Source organism: Pseudoalteromonas sp. NEC-BIFX-2020_002, assembly GCF_013002825.1.
In the GTDB taxonomy this organism is placed as follows: Bacteria; Pseudomonadota; Gammaproteobacteria; order Enterobacterales; family Alteromonadaceae; genus Pseudoalteromonas; species Pseudoalteromonas neustonica.
In genome coordinates, this window is the sequence record NZ_JABEPJ010000006.1 from 47,896 (window position 1) to 70,683 (window position 22,788).

20 protein-coding genes are annotated in these 22,788 nt (G+C 37.9%); 17 read left to right on the forward strand and 3 right to left on the reverse strand.

The features are described from left to right. Window positions 1-231: 231 nt before the first annotated feature. Window positions 232-1,440 carry a porin gene (locus tag HJP15_RS08625; RefSeq protein ID WP_170173542.1) on the reverse strand — a complete coding sequence of 403 codons (1,209 nt, stop codon included), beginning with the start codon at window positions 1,438-1,440 and terminating at the stop codon, window positions 232-234. Between the two features lie 311 nt (window positions 1,441-1,751). On the opposite strand from HJP15_RS08625, the gene HJP15_RS08630 reads away from it, so the two are divergent. The 7 genes from HJP15_RS08630 to HJP15_RS08660 all read left to right on the forward strand — a co-directional run bounded on the left by HJP15_RS08630 (window position 1,752) and on the right by HJP15_RS08660 (window position 10,350). Continuing rightward, on the forward strand, window positions 1,752-3,338 hold the full coding sequence (locus HJP15_RS08630; protein WP_082355598.1) for an ABC-F family ATPase: 1,587 nt from the start codon (window positions 1,752-1,754) through the stop codon (window positions 3,336-3,338). Window positions 3,339-3,734: 396 nt separating this feature from the next. After that, the gene (gene purE / locus HJP15_RS08635) at window positions 3,735-4,220 is read left to right on the forward strand and encodes a 5-(carboxyamino)imidazole ribonucleotide mutase (RefSeq protein WP_054204607.1); all 486 of its coding nucleotides are present in this window, start codon (window positions 3,735-3,737) and stop codon (window positions 4,218-4,220) included. Between the two features lies 1 nt (window position 4,221). Then, the gene (locus tag HJP15_RS08640; RefSeq protein ID WP_054452978.1) at window positions 4,222-5,370 is read left to right on the forward strand and encodes a 5-(carboxyamino)imidazole ribonucleotide synthase; all 1,149 of its coding nucleotides are present in this window, start codon (window positions 4,222-4,224) and stop codon (window positions 5,368-5,370) included. 56 nt (window positions 5,371-5,426) lie between these two features. Beyond that, entirely contained in the window at window positions 5,427-5,651 is a 225-nt protein-coding gene (locus HJP15_RS08645) for a DUF2798 domain-containing protein (RefSeq protein WP_054452976.1), read from the forward strand. 7 nt (window positions 5,652-5,658) lie between these two features. Further along, complete coding sequence (locus HJP15_RS08650) at window positions 5,659-6,591, forward strand: YeiH family protein (protein ID WP_099458965.1); 933 nt, start codon at window positions 5,659-5,661, stop codon at window positions 6,589-6,591. Next, the gene (locus HJP15_RS08655; protein WP_170173543.1) at window positions 6,591-7,763 is read left to right on the forward strand and encodes an endonuclease/exonuclease/phosphatase family protein; all 1,173 of its coding nucleotides are present in this window, start codon (window positions 6,591-6,593) and stop codon (window positions 7,761-7,763) included. The genes HJP15_RS08650 and HJP15_RS08655 overlap by 1 nt, the downstream gene beginning before the upstream one ends. A gap of 97 nt (window positions 7,764-7,860) precedes the next feature. Next, complete coding sequence (locus HJP15_RS08660; protein WP_170173544.1) at window positions 7,861-10,350, forward strand: S9 family peptidase; 2,490 nt, start codon at window positions 7,861-7,863, stop codon at window positions 10,348-10,350. Between the two features lie 32 nt (window positions 10,351-10,382). Here HJP15_RS08660 and rrtA read toward each other — a convergent pair whose 3' ends face one another. Next, window positions 10,383-10,970: a rhombosortase gene (rrtA, locus tag HJP15_RS08665; protein WP_170173545.1), complete on the reverse strand. Its 588-nt coding sequence runs from the start codon at window positions 10,968-10,970 to the stop codon at window positions 10,383-10,385. A gap of 87 nt (window positions 10,971-11,057) precedes the next feature. Between rrtA and ggt the strand changes: the two genes are divergently transcribed. From ggt to HJP15_RS08680, 3 genes are all read left to right on the forward strand, one after another. After that, a complete protein-coding gene (gene ggt, locus HJP15_RS08670) occupies window positions 11,058-12,848 on the forward strand; it encodes a gamma-glutamyltransferase (protein ID WP_249365822.1) in 1,791 nt (596 codons plus the stop codon). Between the two features lie 160 nt (window positions 12,849-13,008). Further along, window positions 13,009-14,703: an NAD-dependent malic enzyme gene (locus HJP15_RS08675; RefSeq protein WP_054204602.1), complete on the forward strand. Its 1,695-nt coding sequence runs from the start codon at window positions 13,009-13,011 to the stop codon at window positions 14,701-14,703. A gap of 106 nt (window positions 14,704-14,809) precedes the next feature. Next, window positions 14,810-15,523 (forward strand): SIMPL domain-containing protein, encoded by a 714-nt coding sequence (locus tag HJP15_RS08680; protein ID WP_170173547.1) that lies wholly within the window; start codon window positions 14,810-14,812, stop codon window positions 15,521-15,523. Between the two features lie 10 nt (window positions 15,524-15,533). Here the strand turns inward: HJP15_RS08680 and HJP15_RS08685 are convergent, their stop codons facing one another. After that, the gene (locus tag HJP15_RS08685; RefSeq protein WP_170173548.1) at window positions 15,534-16,886 is read right to left on the reverse strand and encodes a DUF2254 domain-containing protein; all 1,353 of its coding nucleotides are present in this window, start codon (window positions 16,884-16,886) and stop codon (window positions 15,534-15,536) included. A gap of 115 nt (window positions 16,887-17,001) precedes the next feature. On the opposite strand from HJP15_RS08685, the gene HJP15_RS08690 reads away from it, so the two are divergent. From HJP15_RS08690 to HJP15_RS08720, 7 genes are all read left to right on the forward strand, one after another. Continuing rightward, window positions 17,002-17,376, forward strand: coding sequence for an MAPEG family protein (locus HJP15_RS08690; RefSeq protein WP_170173549.1), 375 nt, complete (start codon window positions 17,002-17,004; stop codon window positions 17,374-17,376). 2 nt (window positions 17,377-17,378) lie between these two features. Further along, on the forward strand, window positions 17,379-18,257 hold the full coding sequence (locus tag HJP15_RS08695; RefSeq protein WP_170173550.1) for a transporter substrate-binding domain-containing protein: 879 nt from the start codon (window positions 17,379-17,381) through the stop codon (window positions 18,255-18,257). Window positions 18,258-18,272: 15 nt separating this feature from the next. After that, window positions 18,273-18,917, forward strand: a complete 645-nt coding sequence (locus HJP15_RS08700) for a sulfotransferase (RefSeq protein ID WP_054204597.1) — start codon at window positions 18,273-18,275, stop codon at window positions 18,915-18,917. Window positions 18,918-19,018: 101 nt separating this feature from the next. Then, window positions 19,019-19,591: a MiaE family protein gene (locus HJP15_RS08705; RefSeq protein WP_054204596.1), complete on the forward strand. Its 573-nt coding sequence runs from the start codon at window positions 19,019-19,021 to the stop codon at window positions 19,589-19,591. A gap of 543 nt (window positions 19,592-20,134) precedes the next feature. Then, window positions 20,135-20,731 (forward strand): hypothetical protein, encoded by a 597-nt coding sequence (locus HJP15_RS08710; protein ID WP_249365823.1) that lies wholly within the window; start codon window positions 20,135-20,137, stop codon window positions 20,729-20,731. Between the two features lie 763 nt (window positions 20,732-21,494). Continuing rightward, window positions 21,495-21,875 (forward strand): response regulator, encoded by a 381-nt coding sequence (locus HJP15_RS08715; protein WP_054204595.1) that lies wholly within the window; start codon window positions 21,495-21,497, stop codon window positions 21,873-21,875. A 7-nt stretch (window positions 21,876-21,882) separates the two neighbouring features. Continuing rightward, complete coding sequence (locus tag HJP15_RS08720; protein ID WP_054204594.1) at window positions 21,883-22,788, forward strand: AAA family ATPase; 906 nt, start codon at window positions 21,883-21,885, stop codon at window positions 22,786-22,788.

The window sequence follows — 22,788 nt, forward strand, 5'->3', positions numbered from 1 at the left end:
ACTCCTTATTAGTATCACACACGAAAAAGAACACATCATACATTTTTTTTGATAATCATAATCTCAACAAAGGTGCAAGGCTCATTAATAATTACCAAAGGAAAGTTTACTTCAGGAGTATGTTTACTTTCATTATTTCTATGGCTACAACGATTAAAAGAACTAAAGAAAAGAGTGTGGATCAGTAAAGTCAGAAATAAGCAGAACATGTAAGCTCTGCTTATTTAAATTTTATAAAGTATAGTTAAACCCAAATGCTATACCATCATCTTCAGATTGCTCCATTGAAGCTTGTTGTTGTTTATTGCTACTTGTAAAATCGCTAAAGTCTTTACGCGCTTCAATATATACAATTGTGTCTTCATCGAAAAGGTAGTGCAAACCAGCCACCGCAAACTGACGCTTAAATACATCGTTTGGGTCGGCATTGAAGTTTGGTTGAATTACGTAGTCAGCACCTGCATTAAATACGTTGTAGGCTACAAATGGTCTAAAGTCGTTATCAAACCTGTAAGCGACAAAAGTCTCAACACCAATAGCATCTTTGATTAACCGGCCTAAATTATCAGTGTCGTGATTTTTATTTTTATTTATATTTGCTGCAACATAAAGGCCGCGAGAACTGATTTTACCAAAGGTAATACCTGCACCATATATTAAGTCAACGACTGACTTATTTTGACCATCTCCGTAGGCAATATTAAATTCACCACGGTTGACACCTGCGGTAAGTTTTATCTTATTTGTCATTGAGTAGGTCAGCGCAGCGCCGTAAGTTGAATTAAATTCTACCTTTTGGGCCGCTGTATTACCTGAATTCCACAGATCTTCACATGCTGATTGTGATATTGCGTCAATATCACAGGTATAAAAGTTATCATTTTTCAATTGTACTTGTGTGGCAATACTAAAATCACCAAATGTGTTTCGGTATTGCAGTAGCTTGTCACCTCGACCGGTGCCATTTACAGCGCCATCGTCTTTATTATATGTATATACACCGGCGGCATTTCCGTCCCAAACAAGGCTGTAGTTGGTACTATAAACAACGTCATACCAAGCTCCCCACTGTTTACCAAGAGTCAGCTGACCATATTTTTCATGTGCTAAGCCCACATAACCCAATCGGTTATATAAAAACTCATCTTGAATTGATTCAAAGCGGTTATTATAAATAATGTCGCTACTGCCAACAGGGTTTACTCCCCATTCAAGTAAGGCTAACGCCGTCCATTCATCGTTTAGTTCTCTACTGAAATCAAAATTAATTCGTGATGCACCATTTACAATTTCTGTTTGCCCTTGCGTATTAATAACGCGCGCATCGATAAACCCACCTATGGTAACGGTATTTTTATCATCCTTATAAATTTCGATAGCATAGAGATTTGGCGTAATTAAAATACTCGTGAGAGTAGCGGCAACTAATATTTTCTTCATGCGGTACTGCCTTGTTTAAATTATTTCATATTGTGTGTTTAGCGGCGAAGACTAACAAAGCTCTATTTGGGTCTAAAGTGAAAAAAAATCATTTAAAAAGCATGGAGGAAATTTAACTGTAAATTAATCGTAAACAGGGTTTTAAGTTCGCTAAAACTCATTAAAATAGCAGTTCTTTTGGGTTGGTTTTATTTAATAATAATGCTACTCAGGCTTTTGCTATTACACTAATAATTCATAGAAAAATTGCGTTATTTAGTTTAAACTCCAGCCAATTTTATTCCTTTGTTTTCCCCTTGGAGGGTAGCGCTATCATTAGTACAGCTAACATCACCATGCAATTTGGTGCTAAACCATTATTTGATAATATTTCAGCTAAATTTGGCGAAGGAAACCGTTATGGTTTAATCGGCGCTAATGGTTGTGGTAAATCAACATTTATGAAAATTTTAAGTGGTGAGCTTGAACCATCAGCTGGCAATGTAAGCACTGATCCAAACGAACGTGTCGCTAAACTTAATCAAGACCAGTTTGCCTATGAAGAATACTCAGTAATCGATACTGTGATCATGGGCCATAAGGAATTGTGGGAAATAAAACAAGAGCGTGACCGTATTTACGGCTTGCCAGAAATGAGCGAAGCCGATGGTATGAAAGTTGCCGATCTTGAAACAGAATTTGCTGAAATGGATGGTTATTCTGCTGAATCAAAAGCGGGTGAATTACTTTTAGGTGTTGGTATTGCGACTGAGCAACACTACGGTCCTATGTCTGAAATTGCGCCGGGCTTTAAGCTACGCGTGCTATTGGCTCAGGTATTATTTTCAGATCCAGATATTATGCTACTTGATGAGCCTACCAATAACTTGGATATTTACACTATCAAGTGGCTTGAAGACGTTTTAAACCAACGTGACTGTACAATGATCATCATCTCGCATGACCGTCATTTCTTAAACTCAGTGTGTACACACATGGCCGATATTGACTACGGTGAATTACGCATTTACCCGGGCAACTATGATGAGTACATGTTTGCAGCAACACAAGCCCGCGAACGTTTACTAAGTGAAAACGCTAAAAAGAAAAATCAAATTGCAGAACTTCAACAGTTTGTTTCTCGTTTCTCTGCGAATGCATCTAAAGCTAAGCAAGCAACTTCGCGTGCTAAGCGCATTGATAAAATTCAGTTAGATGAAGTTAAAGCATCATCGCGCCAAACCCCATTTATTCGTTTTGAGCAAGAAAAACAATTATTCCGTAATGCATTAGAAATGACAAATCTTGGCCAAGGTTTTGACGATATGCTTTTCACCGACCTTGAAGGCTTAGTTGAAGTTGGCGAACGAATTGCGATTATTGGTGAAAACGGTGTGGGTAAAACAACACTTTTAAATACGCTGGCAGGGCGCTTAGCACCTAAACAAGGTGAGTTTAAGTGGTCTGAAAATCATAATATAGGGTATTACGCGCAAGATCATGCTGATGAGTTTGATACAGATCTCAATTTGTTTCAATGGATGGAGCAATGGCAACAAGAAGGTGACGATGAGCAAGTTGTTCGTAGTTTCTTAGGCCGTATGTTATTTTCACAAAATGACATAACTAAATCTGTTAAAGTTATCTCTGGTGGTGAGCAAGGTCGAATGCTGTTTGGCAAGATTATGATGCATAAGCCAAACATCCTATTAATGGATGAACCAACTAACCACATGGATATGGAATCAATTGAAGCGCTCAACCTTGCGCTTGAAGCATATGAAGGTACGTTATTATTCGTATCCCACGACCGTCAATTTGTATCATCTGTTGCTACACGTATCTGGGAAGTTAAAGACGGTAAAATAATTGATTTCAGAGGCACTTATTCTGAATACTTAGCGAGTAAAGAAAGCTAAATTTTAATTCGTTCAAAAAAAGCCATGCCTGTCATGGCTTTTTTGTTTTTTGATACTTGCAATTTAGCCATTAATACACAGGCCTGCAGAAAGATTACATTCCACGTTTTCCCATAGCTTAATAGTCAGCGTGACTTCGCAATAATGGCGATCCCTTTTAAGGAGTAATAACGCAGAAAGTAAGTGCCCGTGAAGCGCCCTCGAATTGGTTTAAAAGCTGTTTGTACTACGTTACCGATTTTAAAAGATCACAGTCATTATTTGCTTCAATGCCTTGCTTAAATCGCTTTTAATGCTAACGACACTCGCATCTTGATGTGGCTTGGGTATATAATACGTGCCATAAATGCGGACATAAGTCCGCTATTAGTACAAAACTATTACTGAGGAGTATTTATGAGTGTTGTTGGCATTATTATGGGTTCCAAATCAGATTGGCCAACTATGGAACACGCAGCGATTATGCTAGATAAGTTTGGCATTGCATACGAGACTAAAGTTGTTTCTGCGCATCGCACTCCTCAACTGCTTGCTGATTATGCAAGTTCTGCGGCAGAGCGCGGAATTAAAGTTATTATCGCTGGTGCTGGCGGTGCTGCGCATTTACCTGGTATGGCTGCGGCCTTTACCTCGTTACCAGTATTAGGTGTTCCTGTGAAATCAAAAACACTCAATGGGGTAGACTCATTATTATCTATTTGTCAGATGCCAAAAGGCGTTGCAGTGGGTACTTTAGCCATAGGTGATGCCGGTGCTGCAAATGCAGGTTTATTAGCCGCACAAATTTTAGGGTGTCATCAACCTGAGATGTTTGCAAAAATCGAAGCGTTTCGTAAAGAACAAACTGAAACAATTTTAGCTAATCCGAACCCAGCAGAGTAATATGACTATTTTAATTTTAGGTGCAGGTCAGTTAGCACGCATGATGTGTTTAGCGGGTGCACCACTTAATTTAAATGTGGTTGCTTACGATGTCGGTAGCCAAAAAGTTGTCCATCCATTAACGGGTGAAGTTTATACCACAACATTAACTCAAGCAATTGATCAAGCAGATGCAATTACTGCTGAGTTTGAACATATCCCTGATGACGTACTTACATTATGCTGTGCAAGCAATAAGTTTTACCCAGGTAAAGCCGCCATTAAAACAGGGGGCGATCGTGCTCTTGAAAAAGCATTGCTTAGTAAAACATCTGTAAAATGTGCGCCTTATCAGTTAATAACAGAAAAAGCTCATCTAGAACAAGCCGTTATTGCTTTAGGCAAACCGTTAGTGATTAAAACGTGTCAAGCTGGCTATGATGGGAAAGGTCAATGGCGATTAAAGTCAGATGAGCAAATCGAACAAATTTGGTCTGAAATGGCTGACTTTATAGCATCAGGGACCGATATAGCGCCGCATTCTATTATCGCTGAGCAAATGATCCCTTTTGATCGCGAAGTATCGATTATTGGTGCGCGAGACAAAAGCGGTAATACCGTTATTTATCCGTTAACTGAAAATCAGCACACCAATGGTGTACTAACATTATCAATTGCTGGGAAAGAGAAGACGACTATCCAACAGCAAGCTGAAGATGCCTTTAACAAATTAGCGACTGAGCTTGATTATGTTGGTGTATTAGCTATTGAGTTCTTTGATGTTGACGGGCAATTACTTGTGAATGAAATTGCCCCACGTGTTCATAATTCTGGTCATTGGACACAACAAGGTACACACAGCAGTCAATTTGAAAATCATATGCGTGCCGTTGCAGGATTACCACTTGGTAATACGCAATTACAACGAGTCACTGCAATGATAAACGTATTAGGTCAAGCCGCTATACCTACGCAGGTACTCAGCGTACCCGATGTAACAAGCCACTGGTATGGAAAAACTGCGAAACCAGGTAGAAAAATGGGTCATATAAATGTCTCAGCAGCAACCCTCCATGAGCTAGGGGAGCGCTTAGCGGAGCTCTCAGAGCATCTTCCTGAGGAAGATTATCCCGGAGTGCTTGCCACCAGCACCGCGCTGATTTTAAATTAGTTATAAGCCGAGTTTATCTCGGCTTTTTTAATAGTACCTAAAAAAGGATGTTGCCAATGATAAGCGCTAGGTATCGAGCCATTGTATTTGCTTTTTTTATGGCATTGTTTATGTCTGGTTTTATGTCGTTAGTTATTTCAATTTTTAATGTTGGCATAATTGATACTATTATATCTGTGTGGCTAAAAGCGTGGATCTTTGCATTTTGTATCGCGTTTCCAACTGTTACATTTGTAGCCCCAATGGTTGATAAGCTTACCGCTAAGTTAGTACGTCCATAGGATTGAAATGTCTTTATCAAACACGATAACACAACCTTTGTACCTTATTTTACTTGCTCTGTGTATTACACCTTGGGTTGGTGCTGGCAGTGCTCTGATTATTGGCGCGGCTTTCGCCATATTTTTAGGAAACCCTTTCGCCGACTTATCTCAAAAAGCCAGTAAGTGGATGTTAAAAGCGGCGGTTGTTGGCCTGGGTTTTGCTGTTGATTTTAACCAAGTAATAGAAGTGGGGCGAAGCTCACTTGTATTAACAATAGTCAGTATCACCGCGATTATTGGATTAGGTGAAATTTTAACACAAGTTTTTAAACTTAATCGTAATACCGGCGTGCTAATATCCTTTGGCACGGCAATTTGCGGCGGTAGCGCCATTGCCGCTATGGCGCCAGTTATAAAAGCAAAAGATCATGAAGTTGCCGTTGCCCTTGGGGTGGTATTTTTGCTTAATGGCGTTGGGCTATTGTTATTTCCCAGTATCGGCCATTATTTTAACTTAAGCCAAGAACAATTTGGATTGTGGGCTGCTTTAGCTATTCATGATACTAGTAGCGTAGTGGGTGCATCGGCTACGTATGGTGCAGTTGCACTGAGCATTGCCACTACAGTCAAGCTTACTCGTGCAATGTGGATCATTCCGTATACCACATTAGCAGGGGTATTTTGGCGCTCAGAAGAAAAAGCCAGCATTCCTTTATTTATCATCGGCTTTTTAGCCGCTGCATTGATCAACACCTATTTACCGCAATTTTCAGAGGCCTGGCAACTTATCAATAGTGCGGCAAAACAAGTATTAGTGATGACTTTATTTTTAATTGGCAGTGGGTTATCGCTTGCAGTATTAAAGCAAGCAGGACTTAAGCCCTTTATAATGGCTACATTTTTGTGGATAGTGGTAAGCAGTGTCATTTTATTATTAATTTTAGATGGATTCATATAATGAATAGTAAGGTTTATATGGCTGCGATTAGTAGTGTGTTACTACTTGCCGGTACTTCTAGCGCAGCGTTTGCTGCAGACACATTACGCGTTGCAACGTTTAATGTGAGTATGGATGCGACAAATTATACCAAACAAGGTGAACAAGTTAACCCAAATGCATTAATTGAAGCGCTGCAAAATAACCACCCACAAATTAAAAATATTGCCGAAATTATCCAACGTGTTCGCCCTGATATTTTACTCCTCAATGAGTTTGATTATGTGGCTAAAGAGCAAGGCATTGAATACTTTAAGACGCATTATTTAACTAAAAGCCAAAACAAACAACCTGCTATTAATTACCCTTATACCTACATTGCACCGGTTAACACCGGGTTAAAAACACCGTTCGACCTTGATAATGATGGGCAGGTTACAGGTGTAAAAGGCGATGCGTATGGCTTTGGTTTGTTTGAAGGCCATTATGGTATGGCTGTGCTGTCACGTTATCCAATCGATTTTGATAACATTCGTACTCTTCAAAATTTCAAGAATAAAGATATGCCTGGTGCTCAAATGCCTGTAGATCCAGTAACAGGTGAGAATTGGTATAACAATGAAGAATGGCAAGCGCTACGTGTAAGCTCAAAGTCATTTTGGGATATTCCCGTTAAAATAAAAGGCAACACACTTCATGTTATTGCTTCACACCCAACACCACCGGTATTTGATGGCGCTGAAGATCGAAACGGTAAACGTAATCACGATGAAATACGCTTAATAAAAGACTATGTTGCCAACGCAAACTATTTATACGATGACAAAGGCGTAAAAGGGGGGTTAGCTGCGCAATCGCGCTTTGTTATTGTTGGTGACTTAAATGCCGCACCTGAGGGCGATAAAAAACGCCCAGATACGACAAATCAGTTACTAAAAAACCCGTTGATCAATAGCCAATTTGTACCTCACAGTAAAGGGGCTAAAACCAGTTACCCACAAAAGTACGGTGCTGCGTACACTGCTTATTGGCAAGCGCGGGTTGATTATGTATTACCATCTACCTATGGATTAGATATAGTGGATGGCGGTGTCTTTTGGCCTGTAAAAAACAGCGAATTGTATCGGCTTATTAAAGACCGCAATGCATCATCAGATCATCGTATGGTCTGGCTAGATATTTCAATGAAGTAATTGAACAGCAAAGTTGTGTTGTTTATCTAAAAAAATTGCTATTACATAGGTGCTTCTGATTAAATTAGGTTAATTATAATAACCTTACAGAAGCACTATGACTTTTAAATCTTCTACTCAAAAAACCTTAGTTGCACTTGCCGTAGCATCTAGCTTTATGCTTTCAGGTTGTCAATCAACAGCATCACAAGCACCTATTACAAAAACAGTAGCCCCAAATGTTGTCGTAACCCCACAAGATACTGGCTCAACAGCTATTACACTAGAGCAAGCAATGGCTCATCCTGATTGGTTAGGGCGTCAACCTGAGCGTGCATATTGGTCTGCAGATTCAAGCACTATTTTTTATGCGCGTAAGCAACAAGGTAATGAATTACGAGATGTATTTAGTCAAAGTGTGACATCGCAAACAGCAGAGCAAGTTGCCTTAAGTGCACATCATACACTTGGCACTAAAAATGCGGTTTATTCAAATGATAAGAAATTGCAAGCGTACACATTTGAAGGCAATGTATTTGTAAAAAATGTTCAAACGGGTGCTATAAAACAGGTTACTCACAGTAGTGCCAGAGAGTCTAATTTACAATTTTTGAATGACGGCGCACTTGTTTATCGACAAGGCACCACTTTTAATAAAGTTGATTTAGCTACAGGTATTACAAGTGAACTTGCGAATATTAAGCTAAGTGATAAACCCAAAGGTGTAGAAGCGCCTGCTACATATATAGCAAAAGAGCAGCATAAACTAATTGATTATGTCTCTTTGATGCATAAAAACAAGCAAGACAAGCAAACTCGTAAAGAGCAGTTAACAAAACAAAACACCTCTATTGCCAATGCCCAATTTTATTTAGGTAAAGGCAAAACGCTGGTAAATGCGCAGTTATCACCAAATGGTCAAGCCATCCTTGCGGTTATTAAAGATCAAAAATCATGGCGCGATGACGCTGATATAATGCCTAACTACATTGGTGACGATGGCACAATTAAAGCTGAGAAAGTACGCAGACGTGTAGCAGATGAAAAATCAGCCGGCTCTGAACTTATTTATATTGATTTAACCGACAATAGCCAAAAAACAATTTCAATGACGAGCCTTCCTGGGTTTGATGAAGACGTGCTAGCCTCTGTAAAAACAGAAAACTATGCCCGTGATGGTAAAACGTATAAATCAGAAAAAGCACCGCGCGATATAAACCTAATGATGGATTGGGGCTGGGATCAAGGCGCAATAGTATGGAATGATACAGGCGATCAAGTCGCTGTTATGCTTGAAGCATGGGATAACAAAGATCGTTGGCTAGCGACCGTTAATGTGGACGAAGGCAAACTTGTATCGCAGCATCGTCTTCATGATGATGCCTGGGTTAATTACACGTATAATGATTTTGGTTGGTTAAATAACTCAGACACCTTGTATTATTTATCTGAAGAGTCAGGCTATAGCCATATTTATAAAAAGCCGCTTACAGGTAAGGCTACTGAGCTTACAAAGGGTAACTTTGTTGTTTCAAATCTAACACTCACTGATGACAATAGCGCTATATATTATAAAGCGAATGTTGAACACCCAGGGTTATACGAGATTTACAAAGTAAATGTTGAATCAGGCCAATCAGAGCAAGTTACTAATCTTGATGGGATGACCGATTATCAATTAAGTCCAGATCAAACTAAACTGTTGCTAACACATTCAAAAATTATGCAACCGGCCGAGCTTTATGTAGCACCGGCAAAAGCTAACACTCAAGCTACACGTTTAACTAATACTGTATCTGAAGAGTTTTTAGCTAAAAAACTCATTGCACCTAAAATCATTGCAGTTCCCTCTAGTCATACTGAACAACCTATTTATGCAAAAGTATATTACCCAGCGGATTACGTAGAGGGCGAAAGCGGCCAAAACCGTAAAGCAGTCATCTTCAACCATGGTGCTGGCTATTTACAAAATTCACACATGGGTTGGTCAGGTTACTTTCGTGAATTTATGTTCCACTCGCTACTCGCCTCTGAAGGATATGTGGTAATGGACATGGATTACAGGGCGTCAAAAGGTTATGGCCGTGATTGGCGTACCGCTATTTATCGTCAGATGGGCACACCAGAAATTCAAGATTTAGCCGATGGTGTAAGCTGGATGGCTGACAATGCGAATGTTGATACAGCCGCTGTAGGTACTTATGGTGGGTCATATGGTGGTTTTATGACCTTTATGGCATTATTTACTCAGCCTGATTTATTTCAAGCGGGTGCAGCGCTTCGCCCTGTAACTGATTGGGCACATTATAACGGACCTTATACGTCAAATATCTTAAACCACCCAGATGTAGATCCAATCGCATATGAGCGCAGTTCACCAATTTATTTTGCTGAGGGCCTAAAAAACCGCTTATTGATCAATGCCCCAATGGTTGATGACAACGTGTTCTTTCAAGATGTGGTACGTGTTGTACAGCGTATGATAGAACTTGAAAAAGAAAACTTTGAAACAGCCATTTACCCAGTTGAGCCGCATGGTTTTAGACAACCATCAAGTTGGTTAGATGAGTATCGCCGTATTTACAAAATGTTTAAAGAGACTCTTTAATCACAGTCTGTAAATAAAAAATAACGCCAAGTTTATGCTTGGCGTTTTTTTATTAACTTAAAAATTAGCGGTATAGCTAATAACACGCCTCCAATTGCACCAATGAGATGTGCATCAATAGCCACATTAGAGGCAATAAGTTCACTTACTTGTGCACTAGGACCTTCAAGTTGTTCAAATAATATTTTTGCCCAAATACCAAAGAATAATAGCCATCCCGTCTTCATTCCAACGGTAATGTCTTTTATAGCACCCCACACAATAACCCCGTGCAGTAATGCACTTAACCCTGTATAGATTTCAATATCAGGGCAAAAATAGTAAATACATATACCACACCATGTGGCGAGCACAATTGTATGTGCACCATATACAAGCGGTTTTGTGTGTTCAGCATGCAATGCCCAAATTAAAATGATACCGGCGCAATTTAATCCTAAATGTGCCCAATTAGTATGTACATATTGACTACTTATTAAACGCCACACTTGGCCTTGTTCAATTAATTGGCGATTAAACTCTAAGGAATCATTGAGGCTAAATAAAGCAAAAAGTGCACTCAGTACCATTAAACACAGAGGCGGTAATATATAGCTGGGTTGAATTGGTAAATTGACCATTTTATTCTTATTTTTTACATAATATTTTGCATATTGTGCCCGTTTAACTTTAAGATGCCAAATATCTCAATGCAATTAAGCTTTTTTATGTTTTCACACGCCCATACCAGTATCATTTTTAGTTTAACGTTATTAACACTGCCTGTTTTTGCAAGCCAATTACCCCCAGAAATACGTGAGCCAGAAGCTGCTACTGGACTTGAGCAAAAACAACACGTTGTTGGTGATGAATATATGATTGCAGCCGCAAATCCATATGCAACACAAGCGGGTCAAACAATATTAGCAAGCGGTGGGAGTGCGGTTGATGCCGCTATAGCAACACAATTGGTATTAACACTTGTTGAGCCACAATCGTCTGGTATTGGTGGTGGGGCATTTTTACTTCATTACGACAAACAAAAGAATGCGTTAACAACATTTGATGGTAGAGAAACAGCACCAAGCAATGCAGACGAATCGCTGTTTTTAGATAAAGATGGTAAAGCTGCATCATGGATTGATGCAGTCGTTGGAGGGCGTTCAGTCGGTGTGCCAGGTGTATTACATGCATTGGCTCAAGCCCATAAAGAATACGGCAACCTTGAATGGGCTGCACTTTTTAAGCCTGCCATTGAACTTGCAGAACACGGTTTTATTGTATCACCGCGGTTGCATGCGTTATTAGTGAAACAGATAAACCCTGGTGTGACCAAGCTTCCTGCGATCCGAGATTACTTTTTCCCAGATGGTAAGCCTTTGGCAGCAGGTGTGCTAAAAACCAACCAACCCTTAGCTGATCTATATAAAGAGATAGCCAGTAAGGGGATCGATGCTTTTTACAAAGGCGATAACGCGATAAAAATGGTGGATGCGGTACAGCATTCAGTCGTAGCACCCGGTACGCTCGCATTAACTGATTTAGCTAATTATAAAAGTAAACAACGTGATGCGGTTTGTACGCCATATCACGAATACAACGTCTGCTCTATGGCACCACCAAGCAGTGGTGGTGTTGCTGTATTACAAATACTTGCATTACTTGAAGACAAAAATATGCGCCAATACCAGCCTAATTCGGCCAAAGCGATTCATTACTTTAGCCAAGCATCTCGATTAGCCTTTGCTGATCGTAATGTATATATGGGGGATCCTGACTTTGCAGACATTCCCACTCGAGAGTTACTCGCTCATAGTTACGTGAGTCAACGAGCAACACTAATTACAGAACATGATAAAAAAGCAGAAGCAGGTCAGCCCCGTCCATTACTAAGTTACGCACAAGATGATGCTTACGAGTTACCTTCAACCACTCATGTATCAATTGTGGATGCAAAAGGTAATGCCGTTTCAATGACCAGTTCGATAGAAATGGCATTTGGTTCAACGGTCATGGTTAACGGGTTTATATTAAATAATCAGCTTACTGACTTTGCATTGTCACCCTACAAAAATGGCATGTTATTAGCAAATAGAGTTGAGGCAGGTAAACGACCTCGAAGCTCAATGTCGCCAGTGATGGTTTTTAATAAAGACGGCAGTTTACGTTTAGTTGTAGGCTCACCGGGGGGAAGTCGTATCATAAATTATGTAGCGCATGTTGTAATTGGCGTACTTGATTGGCAATTAACCGCGCAACAAGCAATTGACTTACCACGTATCACTAATCGTAATAACTATACCAGTGTAGAAAAAGGCACCGCTATTGAAAGTATCATTCCCGATCTAAAAAAGCGTGGTCATACAGTAAGACAAGTTGATTTAAACTCTGGATTACATGCAGTTGAGCTGCTCAACGGTAAATTATATGGTGCAGCTGATCCACGCAGAGAGGGTATCGCATTAAGCGAACAGAATTTTGTTCTTAAAGAACATAAAAACGCTGTGAATAAGCCTTAATCACAGTACTAACTTAATGTACAATAACACGCTACGCACATAATAAATGTGCGTATTTCTCGTATCGTCAATGGTCTGACAAGGTTGAATGTCATTGCTTTTTAATATTCAACGGTAATAATGGCAGATCAAAATTAAAGACTTCGTTAAGCTTGGAATTATGACTACAAATACCGATCCAAATTATCTTTATATTCATCACTCAGGCCCAGGCTTGATTGAAACTCCTCTATTAAATAAAGGCAGTGCATTTACTCAAAAAGAGCGCGAAAGTTTCAACCTTGCAGGATTACTGCCTCCTCGCTACGAAACAATCGAAGAACAAGTTGAACGTTGTTACCAACAGTATTCAAGCTTTAACGATAACCTTAATAAGCACATTTATTTGCGTGCGATTCAAGATAACAACGAAACACTTTATTATCGTTTAGTGCGTGACCATCTTGAAGAAATGCTGCCTATCATATACACCCCAACAGTGGGCGATGCCTGCGAAAAATTCTCTGATATTTATCGCAGTGCTCGTGGTTTATTTATATCTTATGAAGATCGCTTCCAAATCGACGATATACTGCGTAATGCGACCAAAGGTAAAGTAAAAGTCATCGTTGTAACCGACGGTGAGCGCATTCTTGGTTTAGGCGACCAAGGGATCGGTGGTATGGGTATTCCAATCGGTAAGTTGTCTCTTTATACCGCATGTGGTGGTATAAGCCCTGCGTACACATTACCAGTTATGCTTGATGTAGGAACTAATAACGAAAAACTATTAAACGACCCAATGTACATGGGGGCACGCCATAAACGTATTGCACAAGATGAATACGATGAATTTTTAGATCTCTTCATCAAAGCAGTTAAGCGTCGCTGGCCAAACGTGCTGTTGCAATTTGAAGATTTTGCACAGCCAAACGCTATGCCGTTATTAAAGCGCTACCGTGATGAGATCTGTAGTTTTAATGATGATATACAGGGCACTGCGGCTGTCACTGTTGGTTCATTGCTTGCTGCATGTCGTGTAAAAAACTCAAAGTTATCTGAGCAGAAAGTTGTGTTTGTTGGAGCAGGTTCTGCAGGCTGTGGTATTGCAGAACAAATCATCACACAAATGATATCGGAAGGTATTACAGACGAACAAGCGCGCAGCCAAGTGTTTATGGTTGATCGTTTTGGCTTAGTGACAGCTGGTATGCAAGGTTTACGTGACTTCCAACAATCACTTGCACAACCGACAGAAAAGTTAGCAGATTGGACATACAGTGGCGAATTTGCTTCGTTATTAGATGTGATGCATTGTGCCGCGCCTGATATTTTAATTGGCGTATCTGGTCAACCGGGTTTATTCACTGAGCAGGTCATCCGTGCTATGCATAGTGGCTGCGCGCAACCAGTTATCTTCCCGCTAAGTAACCCATCAAAGCAAGTCGAAGCACTTCCTGAAGATGTAATCAACTGGACCGAAGGTAACGCGATTGTTGCAACCGGCAGTCCATTTGCACCTGTTGTATTCAATGGTGAAACATTTACTATACCGCAGTGCAATAATAGCTATATTTTCCCTGGTATTGGTTTAGGTGTTATCGCGGCTAAAGCAACACGTATTACCGATGCAATGTTGATGGTCTCAAGTGAAATACTAGCTGAATCATCGCCACGAGCTAACACCGGGAAAGGCAGTTTGCTTCCTGCACTAACAGAGATCGAAACCTTAAGTAAACGTATTGCATTTGGCGTTGCTAAAAAAGCAATTGAAGAAGGCGTTGCACTTGAGATCAGTGATGATATGTTATGGGCAGCCATTGATAGAAACTATTGGTTACCAAAATATCGCAATTATAAACGTTGTAGTATTTAACCGTTAAAAAATAAAAACAGACTTCGGTCTGTTTTTTTATACTTGTTCATTTTCAATTAACCACTTAGGGTATCTAATAGCTACACTAAAACTATTAAGGATCTTTATGCGTTATTTATCATTGTTAGCTGCAGCTTTAAGTTTCAATACATTTGCAAATACAACTCCTGATGCCCCACATATATATATTCAAGGCCAAGCACAAGTTACAACTGTAGCTGATAATGTCAAGCTGAGTGTAGGTATTGTTGAAATACATAAAGATTTAATGCTAGCAAAACAAAAAGCTGACACAACAATGGCAAAAGCCATTAAGCTAGCTAAACAAGCTGGTGTATTAGATAAAGACATTAATGCTGGCCAAATTAGTATCCACCGAGAAAACCAATATAACCGAGAGACAAACAAGCAAGAGTTTGTTGGCTTTAGGGTTTCACGTAGCTTGTCATTAACGTTAAAAGAAGTTGATAAATACCCATTATTATTGCAAAACCTTGTAAGTGGCGGAATTAACGAAATTAATAATACGCAATTTATATCAAGCAGGTATGACGAATTACAGCAAAAAGCGCAAAAAATGGCGATACAAGATGCTAAAAGTGCCGCAAAAGAATTCGCATCCGATTACGACGTAGAAATTAAAGGTCTTTATAGCGCATCTTTAAAGCCAATAGAAACAAGCTCTCAACCTTATATGAGAGCTAAAATGGCCAGCATGGCTGATGCCGAATCAGGTAGTTTTGTACCAGATGCTTACCATGCTGGTGAATTAGTTATTAGCGCTTCTAGCTATGCTATTTATTTAATTGATAATAAATAAAACGTGACAATCATTTTGCTGGCGCGTTAAAACGTGCCAGTAATTGCTCTCCTTGATTAGGGCTAATTCGAGAGATTGCATTTAGCATGTTGGTTACTTCCTTTCGATCATATTCATTATTTATCTGCTGATTAATATCATCAATTATCGCAGTTAAATAATTAAATAAACTACATGTTGCATCTTCATTGTCGTTGGCAACAAATAAAATATTTTTAAAAGCCTCCAAAACATTGGTCATTACATATGCATCACTTTTCGCGTAATTACGAATTGGTGTGAAATTATCGTGCAATAGTTCATCAAATGATGTTTCATGTAAATACAGCAAAGGAGAGCTGTCACTGTGCTTAAACGAATAGTTTGTGTCAGCTATTTTCAATCGTTCGATCAGTAATATGCTCAACATATCAATTGCTTTAACGGCTGTCCCAGGATCATTTATACCCGGGCTCATTGCTTTGACTGCAATCTCAGAAATCTGTGTTAAGCCGTAACGGTAATGATCGCTAATATACTCTTCAATATAGAAAATAAAACAGTTCAATAACTTTTCTACTAATTCAGGCTCTTCACTCAAATCTCGGCTGGACTTTAAAAACGGGTAACCCTTGACTGTAAAAAAACCTTGGTTCACCACAATATAAAGCTGTAAATTATGTTCAGCTAATACAGCACATAATTTGTCACTGTGCACGCCTTTGAAATAACCTTCAGTACTACTTTCTATAGAGTACCATTGATTAAAATCTGGAAAACAATCTACTTTATGCTCATCTTGGCGAGCAATGATATGCTTAATAACGTTTTTGGTATGTTTAAATAAATCATTTAGTACATTATCAACTTGAATCGCCTTGGATATCGAGTGAATAAAATACACAAAAAGGGCGAGTGATATTAGCCCAAATATCAACGAAAAAAGCACACCAAGAGCAGGGATCGCAACTGTATTGTCATCGATTTTTTTTATGTTTATTAACATTATAATAGAATAAATAATACTACCGAGATAAAACCCTAATACCATTTGATGTGATTTTCGGGTTATTAACCCCGGGATTACTCTTGGCGACAAGCTAGCACTTGCTGTATTAAGTACAATCATAACCATTGAAAAACTAAAAACAGTTAAAGATATTATACTTCCAGCTAGCGTACTTAAAATAGTTCGCGCATTTTCTTCACTATCAACTAATACGACTGATAGATATTTTTTAAGCGCTTTAACAAATTCTGCATACTCGATCGACATTGTAAAGACAGCAAATAATAAAAATACAACGGCTAACATTGATGGGTAAAAACCAATACTATTGATCAGCTCTCTATAATTATCAGCTATTTTTCTAGGTGCGAACATAACTTTCCTTTTTTCAGTATATATTTAGCACGTTAGCATATAAATCAGTGTAACTGCTGGCTATTTGTTGATTAATCTTGTGTTACTATATAAAAAAATAAAAGGGATTATTATTATGGTTATATCTTTCTATGCAGCGGTGCTGACCTTTATCTATATCTATTTAAGTATGAATGTCGTTAAAGTAAGAAAAGCGAACAAAATATCATTAGGAACTGATAATAACCCACAATTATTAAGAGCAATGCGAGCTCATGGAAATTTTATCGAGTATGTACCTTTTGCCTTAATCTTGATTTTTTTAGCTGAATATCAAGGATTAAGCAGCCACTATTGCCATGCTTTAGGGACATTACTCGTATTTGGGAGAATTTGTCATTTTGTAGCCATTAACGACGATACACTAAAACTTCGTGTAATAGGTATGCTGTCAACATTTGCAACACTTGCATTGAGCGCATCTATCTTGTTGATGGGTCGGCTTTTCTAGTTATGGCAATTAGTAAGTTTACACTATTAAGTATATTATTTTTATATACATTGAATGTTCACGCTAACAATAAGCAAAACAGTGAACCATTACATGTTATTTATCCAAAGCCTGAACGCGAGAATGAACAGGATAATTGGTATCCACTTGTATTACTTAAACTTGCTTTAGAGCATAGTGAACAACCTCATACTCTCCAATCATCAGTAAAAATGGTGCAAAGTCGTTCTTTAAAAGAGCTAGAGCAGGGGGAGCTGATCAATGTTGGTTGGTCAATGACAAGTAAAGAGCGGGAGCGAATTTTTACTCCGATACGTATTCCCATTTATAAAGGTTTATATGGGTGGCGATTATTGTTTACCACGAAAGATAAGCTTCCGTTATTTAAAGATATAAAAGATGAATTTCATTTTCATAATATTGATTTTATCCAAGGACATGACTGGCCTGATACCGATATCTTGAGAGATAACGGGTTACAGGTCTCAACATCGACAAGTTATGCCGCATTATTTAATATGCTTATTAGAAACCGAGGCGATGCTTTTCCACGCTCAATTTTAGAAATTGAATGGGAAAAAAAACAGTTATCGGTCAAGGAAAATATTGTAACGGTGCCCAATATAGCTTTGTCCTATCCCGCAGCTATATATTATTTTGTTAACTCTAAGCGCCCAGATATACATCAAGCTATAAAAATCGGCCTTGAAAGAATGCAACAAAATGGGGAGTTCGATAGGTTATTTAATCAATATTTTGCCACTAGTATTGCAAATGCAAAGCTGCACGAAAAAATAATCATTAAATTAGATAACAAACATCTCTCTAAATTAACACCGCTTAACGACAGCGAACTATGGTTTACTCCAAAAAACCTATAATTAGATAAGTAAGTTATGAATGCACCTACCAAAATTTTTATAATCGGTTTACCAAGAACTGGCACAACGAGTGTGTGTAATGCTTTTTTACAGCTGGACTTTAGCTGCGCACATACGGCTTATACTAAACGTTGTATGATTGACGCAAAAGTTATTGCGGATACGCCTATTTTTAATGATTACCAAAATTTAGATACTCTTTACCCAGATTCAAAATTTATTTATTTAGAGCGTGAGCTCGTTAAATGGATCCCATCCATTCGTCAGCTTTTAACGCGTATGTACAAAAATTTAATGAGAGAGGATGGGGGATTCAACCCACACATTAAACGTTGTTACCTCAATACATTTAAAGATTTGTCCCTTGATAAATTAGAATGTGACGCATATTTACAGCAATGTTATACAACACATTTAAATGGCGCAAAGCAATATTTTTCGAATCGTCCTGATGACTTTCTGTCGATTGATATTTCTGATATAAATAGTTTTAATAAGTTGTGTCAATTTTTAGATATAAAAAGCGAACTAACTAATTTTGAAAGAATGAACATTGGTGGCAAAGTAACAGCATGGAACGAAATAAAACACCCATTAAAGGTAGCTTCAACTGCTCATGGGAAAATTGACAAGTTGCTATATCCTAATGGAAATTTATAACTTTTTTATGCGTTAATGTAATTGTAAATTTATATCTAACAACAAGATTTTATAATCCATTTACGTTAAAATCTGACTATTAGATCTTAAGTAAAAATATTATGTTTGAATTAAAATATCACACCCCATTTTCATGGACCGAAGCAGTTATGGCTGACTTTGATACCTTTTTACAAGATCATGCTGCAGCAGAAAAAAAAGCGTCGGGCATGGCAATGTCTATGTTATCGCATTACCCAGATCGTCGTAAGCTTGTAAAAGCAATGACCGATCTCGCACTTGAAGAAATGATTCATTTCAAACAAGTTTTAAAGCTGTTGATTGACCGAGATGTAAATTTAGGAAATGATCAAAAAGATCCTTATGTAAAAAAAATTCGTGCTGTATTTAGAAATGGCCGTGACGAATTTTTTATGGATCGTTTGTTAGTTGGAGCTGTTATAGAGGCGAGGGGGCATGAGCGTTTTTCTCTAGTAGCGCAAGCACTACCTGATGGTAAAGAAAAAGAGTTTTATGCTGCGATCGCAAAATCTGAAGAAAAACATAAAAACTTATTTGTTGAACTCGCTTATGAATATTTTGATAAAAATGAAGTAGATATACGATTAGAAGAAATACTAATCGCAGAAGCTGAAATTTGTAAGAACATTCCATTTACAGCTGCGCTTCATTAATCATTATTGGCACTGTTACCCAGTGCCAGTAATTTAAAATTGAGCATACAATCTGACAATTCAAAGAAAAGGTGGCAGGGAATTCGACGCTGCCTCATTTTAGAAATAAAAACTCTAATCTTCTTTAGTAAAATCGTAAATCCTCTACACCTTATTTGTATTTAGTGCTTATATATTATCTCTTCTAATTAATATCTTTAAATAATTTTACAAAGAAGTAACTCTATAATGATTGACCGAAAAAATATCGGACTTTTGAGAGTCGGTTAAAAATAGTTAGTGACCATGGTTGATCATACAATGGTAAACGAGGCTGGAGGCTGGCTATCGAAAGTCATTTTTCAAAATAATAAAACACCGCGCGAGCAGCAAAAAATAGATCACAAAAAACATTAAAAATCGCAGACAATATATTAATTATATTTAACAACAGACATTCGTCGCGTTAGATCCAATCACAATAAGTGGGATTAGATTTTACTGAATTGATTACCCGTAAATACTTATAAGTGTTAGCAATTAATAAAGGTGAAAATTGCACGCATGGGTTTATCAGTTAGCAAACCTGAAAAAGTTAATAAATTTATGGAGTCATTCAAAGTTGTAGATTCATCAACAGGTGAAGAACTTAATAAATTGCCAGGCATAGATTTAGGTTGGGATTATAATCCGGGCAAAGCATGGTTAGGTGCAGATATAGCAGCAGGAAAATCAGTTATAAATTTATCAACGGGCTTACAAAAATTAGCAATCCCACAATTTAACGAAGCCGTTTTGAAATCTCAGCAGTACTATATAAAGCAGGTAAATTTACACGCAGCAAAGTTAGCGCTTAAAAAATCCAGAGCTGATGGCCAGCAATTTACGCTAGGGCACTTGCCTGCAAATTTATTAAATGAATTGTCACGTAAAAACGCACCTATATATAGTAGCGCCGTTACAGTTGGCAGCACTCAAATTGAAAAACTTTTAGCGGGTCAACTTAGTCTTGAACAAATACATGATCTAATGAACGCAGTTCAAAAACTAAATACGTTTGCTTATATAGGCAACCAAATAAAATTATCATATCAAGGCTACATGGTCACAATTGAACTAGGACCACAGTTTAATACGATTATATTTGCCGAAAAGGTTTAAATAACCACGTTTTGAAGATTTAAAGAGCGTTTAAATGGTGTTTAAACTCAGTTTTAAGCATGTTAACACTCAAAATATCCCGTTTAAAACGCCAAATAAGCAGGAATATGTGGATTTATGGCGTTTAAACTTGGTTTTAAGCACGTTAACAATCAAAAAATATCTATTTTTAAACGTAAAATGAGCAGGAATAAGCGGGTTTTGGGTCATTTTGAACGGTTTTGTCTAAAAACAAGCGTAATTCAAAGTTAAGGATTTACACGCTAAAATCAGTACAAACCCAGTAACGGCGCGGGTTTCCGCAAGGCAAGGGCGAAAATATCCATATCTTTATTATTCTACAAACGAACAACCCCTTACACTTACTGCAATGGGTCATCATCATTAATATCCTGTAAATTTACTTATTTAACATAATGTAAATTATAGGATATTAATGATTTGGTGATTACTTCCTGTAAACTACTGCATTATCTATTGATATGTCCAATACTAGACGGTATCGGACATTTAATGCATTTTAAATAACATCAACTCAATAGTTATAATATTAGTTGAACTAAAAATTATTTATTAGTTACTGTTATTATTCTAGACCATAAGTTCACACTTCTGTTTACTATAATCACTTAAATAGGACTAATTTATAATTAGTCCTATTTCATTAAAGTTACTTTATTAGCGTATCTTTCTTGAGGTTATCTATCGCTTAGCATAGTATTGAAAATACAATTTGAGCTGTACGTAATAAGAAGTAAACAATATGGAATTTGTGCGCCCGCTAGAACCAATCCTAATCATTGACGATGTTCAGGATATTCGTAACTACTTAAATCAAATTTTAACTGAACTAGGATTTGAAGATATCCTTGAAAGTAGAGATTTTGAATCAGCAAAATCAGTCATTGATGAAAAGTCCCCTAATGTTATTTTCCTCGACATTGAGCTTCCAGATACAGATGGTACACAAATACTTGAGTACCTAAATGATCATTATCCGCACACTCATGTTGTTATGTGCTCTGGCCACAATAGTCTCGAAAATGTACAAAATACGTGGGAACTTGGCGCAAAAGGTTTTATTGCAAAACCCTTCAACGCTAAAAAAGTAGATACGGTAATGAAACGTTTGGAACTAATTTAAGGTTATTATGCAAAGCTCTGTAAACGAAATTATTGAAGATTTATCACAGGTTATTTTTGGAAAACAACGACAAATTAAATTGGCATTAACGTGTCTTTTTAGCCAAGGACATTTGTTGATAGAAGACTTACCCGGTATGGGAAAAACAACGTTATCACACGCGCTTGCTACGGTACTTGGTCTATCGTATCAGCGAGTCCAATTCACGAGTGATTTACTACCCTCAGATATACTTGGTGCAAGTATATTTAATTCCAACGAACACGTTTTTACTTTTCATAAAGGACCTATATTTAGCCAGGTAGTTTTAGCCGATGAAATCAACCGTGCTGGACCAAAAACACAAAGTGCTTTATTAGAAGCAATGGAAGAAAACCAAGTTACTATTGATGGTGAGAAACATGCCCTACCCATACCATTTTTTGTTATAGCAACTCAAAACCCTTCTTATCAATCAGGTACTTATCCGTTGCCTGAATCTCAATTAGATCGTTTTTTTATGCGAATAAGCTTAGGTTTCCCACCAAAGGAAGCTGAACGTAAATTAATTCTCGGTACTAACAATCGAGATTATGATGGCTTACCTGTACGTATTGCTCCACAACAGTTAATAGAGATACAAAAACAAGTAACAGCTGTGACGATAAGTGCGCCTGTAGTTGATTATATTTTAGCATTGGTAACTTATACACGAACAGATAATAAATTTGCAAACGCACTTTCTCCTAGAGCCAGCATTGCACTTGGAAAAGCATCGCAAGCATGGGCTTTTATTGATGGCCGAGATTTTGTTACACCGGATGATGTTCAAGCTATTTTTGCAAGTGTTGCGCAGCATCGCTTAGGCCTGCAACATGATATGAGTGATCAACAAATTAGCCAATTATTAAATGCTGTTAATGTGCCACTTTAA

Coding starts and splice junctions, on each gene's coding strand:
- HJP15_RS08625 (WP_170173542.1), bottom strand. CDS start 1,440: ATGAAGAAAATATTAGTTGCCGCTACTCTCACGAGTATTTTAATTACG.
- purE (WP_054204607.1), top strand. CDS start 3,735: ATGAGTGTTGTTGGCATTATTATGGGTTCCAAATCAGATTGGCCAACT.
- HJP15_RS08640 (WP_054452978.1), top strand. CDS start 4,222: ATGACTATTTTAATTTTAGGTGCAGGTCAGTTAGCACGCATGATGTGT.
- HJP15_RS08645 (WP_054452976.1), top strand. CDS start 5,427: ATGATAAGCGCTAGGTATCGAGCCATTGTATTTGCTTTTTTTATGGCA.
- HJP15_RS08650 (WP_099458965.1), top strand. CDS start 5,659: ATGTCTTTATCAAACACGATAACACAACCTTTGTACCTTATTTTACTT.
- HJP15_RS08655 (WP_170173543.1), top strand. CDS start 6,591: ATGAATAGTAAGGTTTATATGGCTGCGATTAGTAGTGTGTTACTACTT.
- HJP15_RS08660 (WP_170173544.1), top strand. CDS start 7,861: ATGACTTTTAAATCTTCTACTCAAAAAACCTTAGTTGCACTTGCCGTA.
- rrtA (WP_170173545.1), bottom strand. CDS start 10,970: ATGGTCAATTTACCAATTCAACCCAGCTATATATTACCGCCTCTGTGT.
- ggt (WP_249365822.1), top strand. CDS start 11,058: ATGTTTTCACACGCCCATACCAGTATCATTTTTAGTTTAACGTTATTA.
- HJP15_RS08675 (WP_054204602.1), top strand. CDS start 13,009: ATGACTACAAATACCGATCCAAATTATCTTTATATTCATCACTCAGGC.
- HJP15_RS08680 (WP_170173547.1), top strand. CDS start 14,810: ATGCGTTATTTATCATTGTTAGCTGCAGCTTTAAGTTTCAATACATTT.
- HJP15_RS08685 (WP_170173548.1), bottom strand. CDS start 16,886: ATGTTCGCACCTAGAAAAATAGCTGATAATTATAGAGAGCTGATCAAT.
- HJP15_RS08690 (WP_170173549.1), top strand. CDS start 17,002: ATGGTTATATCTTTCTATGCAGCGGTGCTGACCTTTATCTATATCTAT.
- HJP15_RS08695 (WP_170173550.1), top strand. CDS start 17,379: ATGGCAATTAGTAAGTTTACACTATTAAGTATATTATTTTTATATACA.
- HJP15_RS08700 (WP_054204597.1), top strand. CDS start 18,273: ATGAATGCACCTACCAAAATTTTTATAATCGGTTTACCAAGAACTGGC.
- HJP15_RS08705 (WP_054204596.1), top strand. CDS start 19,019: ATGTTTGAATTAAAATATCACACCCCATTTTCATGGACCGAAGCAGTT.
- HJP15_RS08710 (WP_249365823.1), top strand. CDS start 20,135: ATGGGTTTATCAGTTAGCAAACCTGAAAAAGTTAATAAATTTATGGAG.
- HJP15_RS08715 (WP_054204595.1), top strand. CDS start 21,495: ATGGAATTTGTGCGCCCGCTAGAACCAATCCTAATCATTGACGATGTT.
- HJP15_RS08720 (WP_054204594.1), top strand. CDS start 21,883: ATGCAAAGCTCTGTAAACGAAATTATTGAAGATTTATCACAGGTTATT.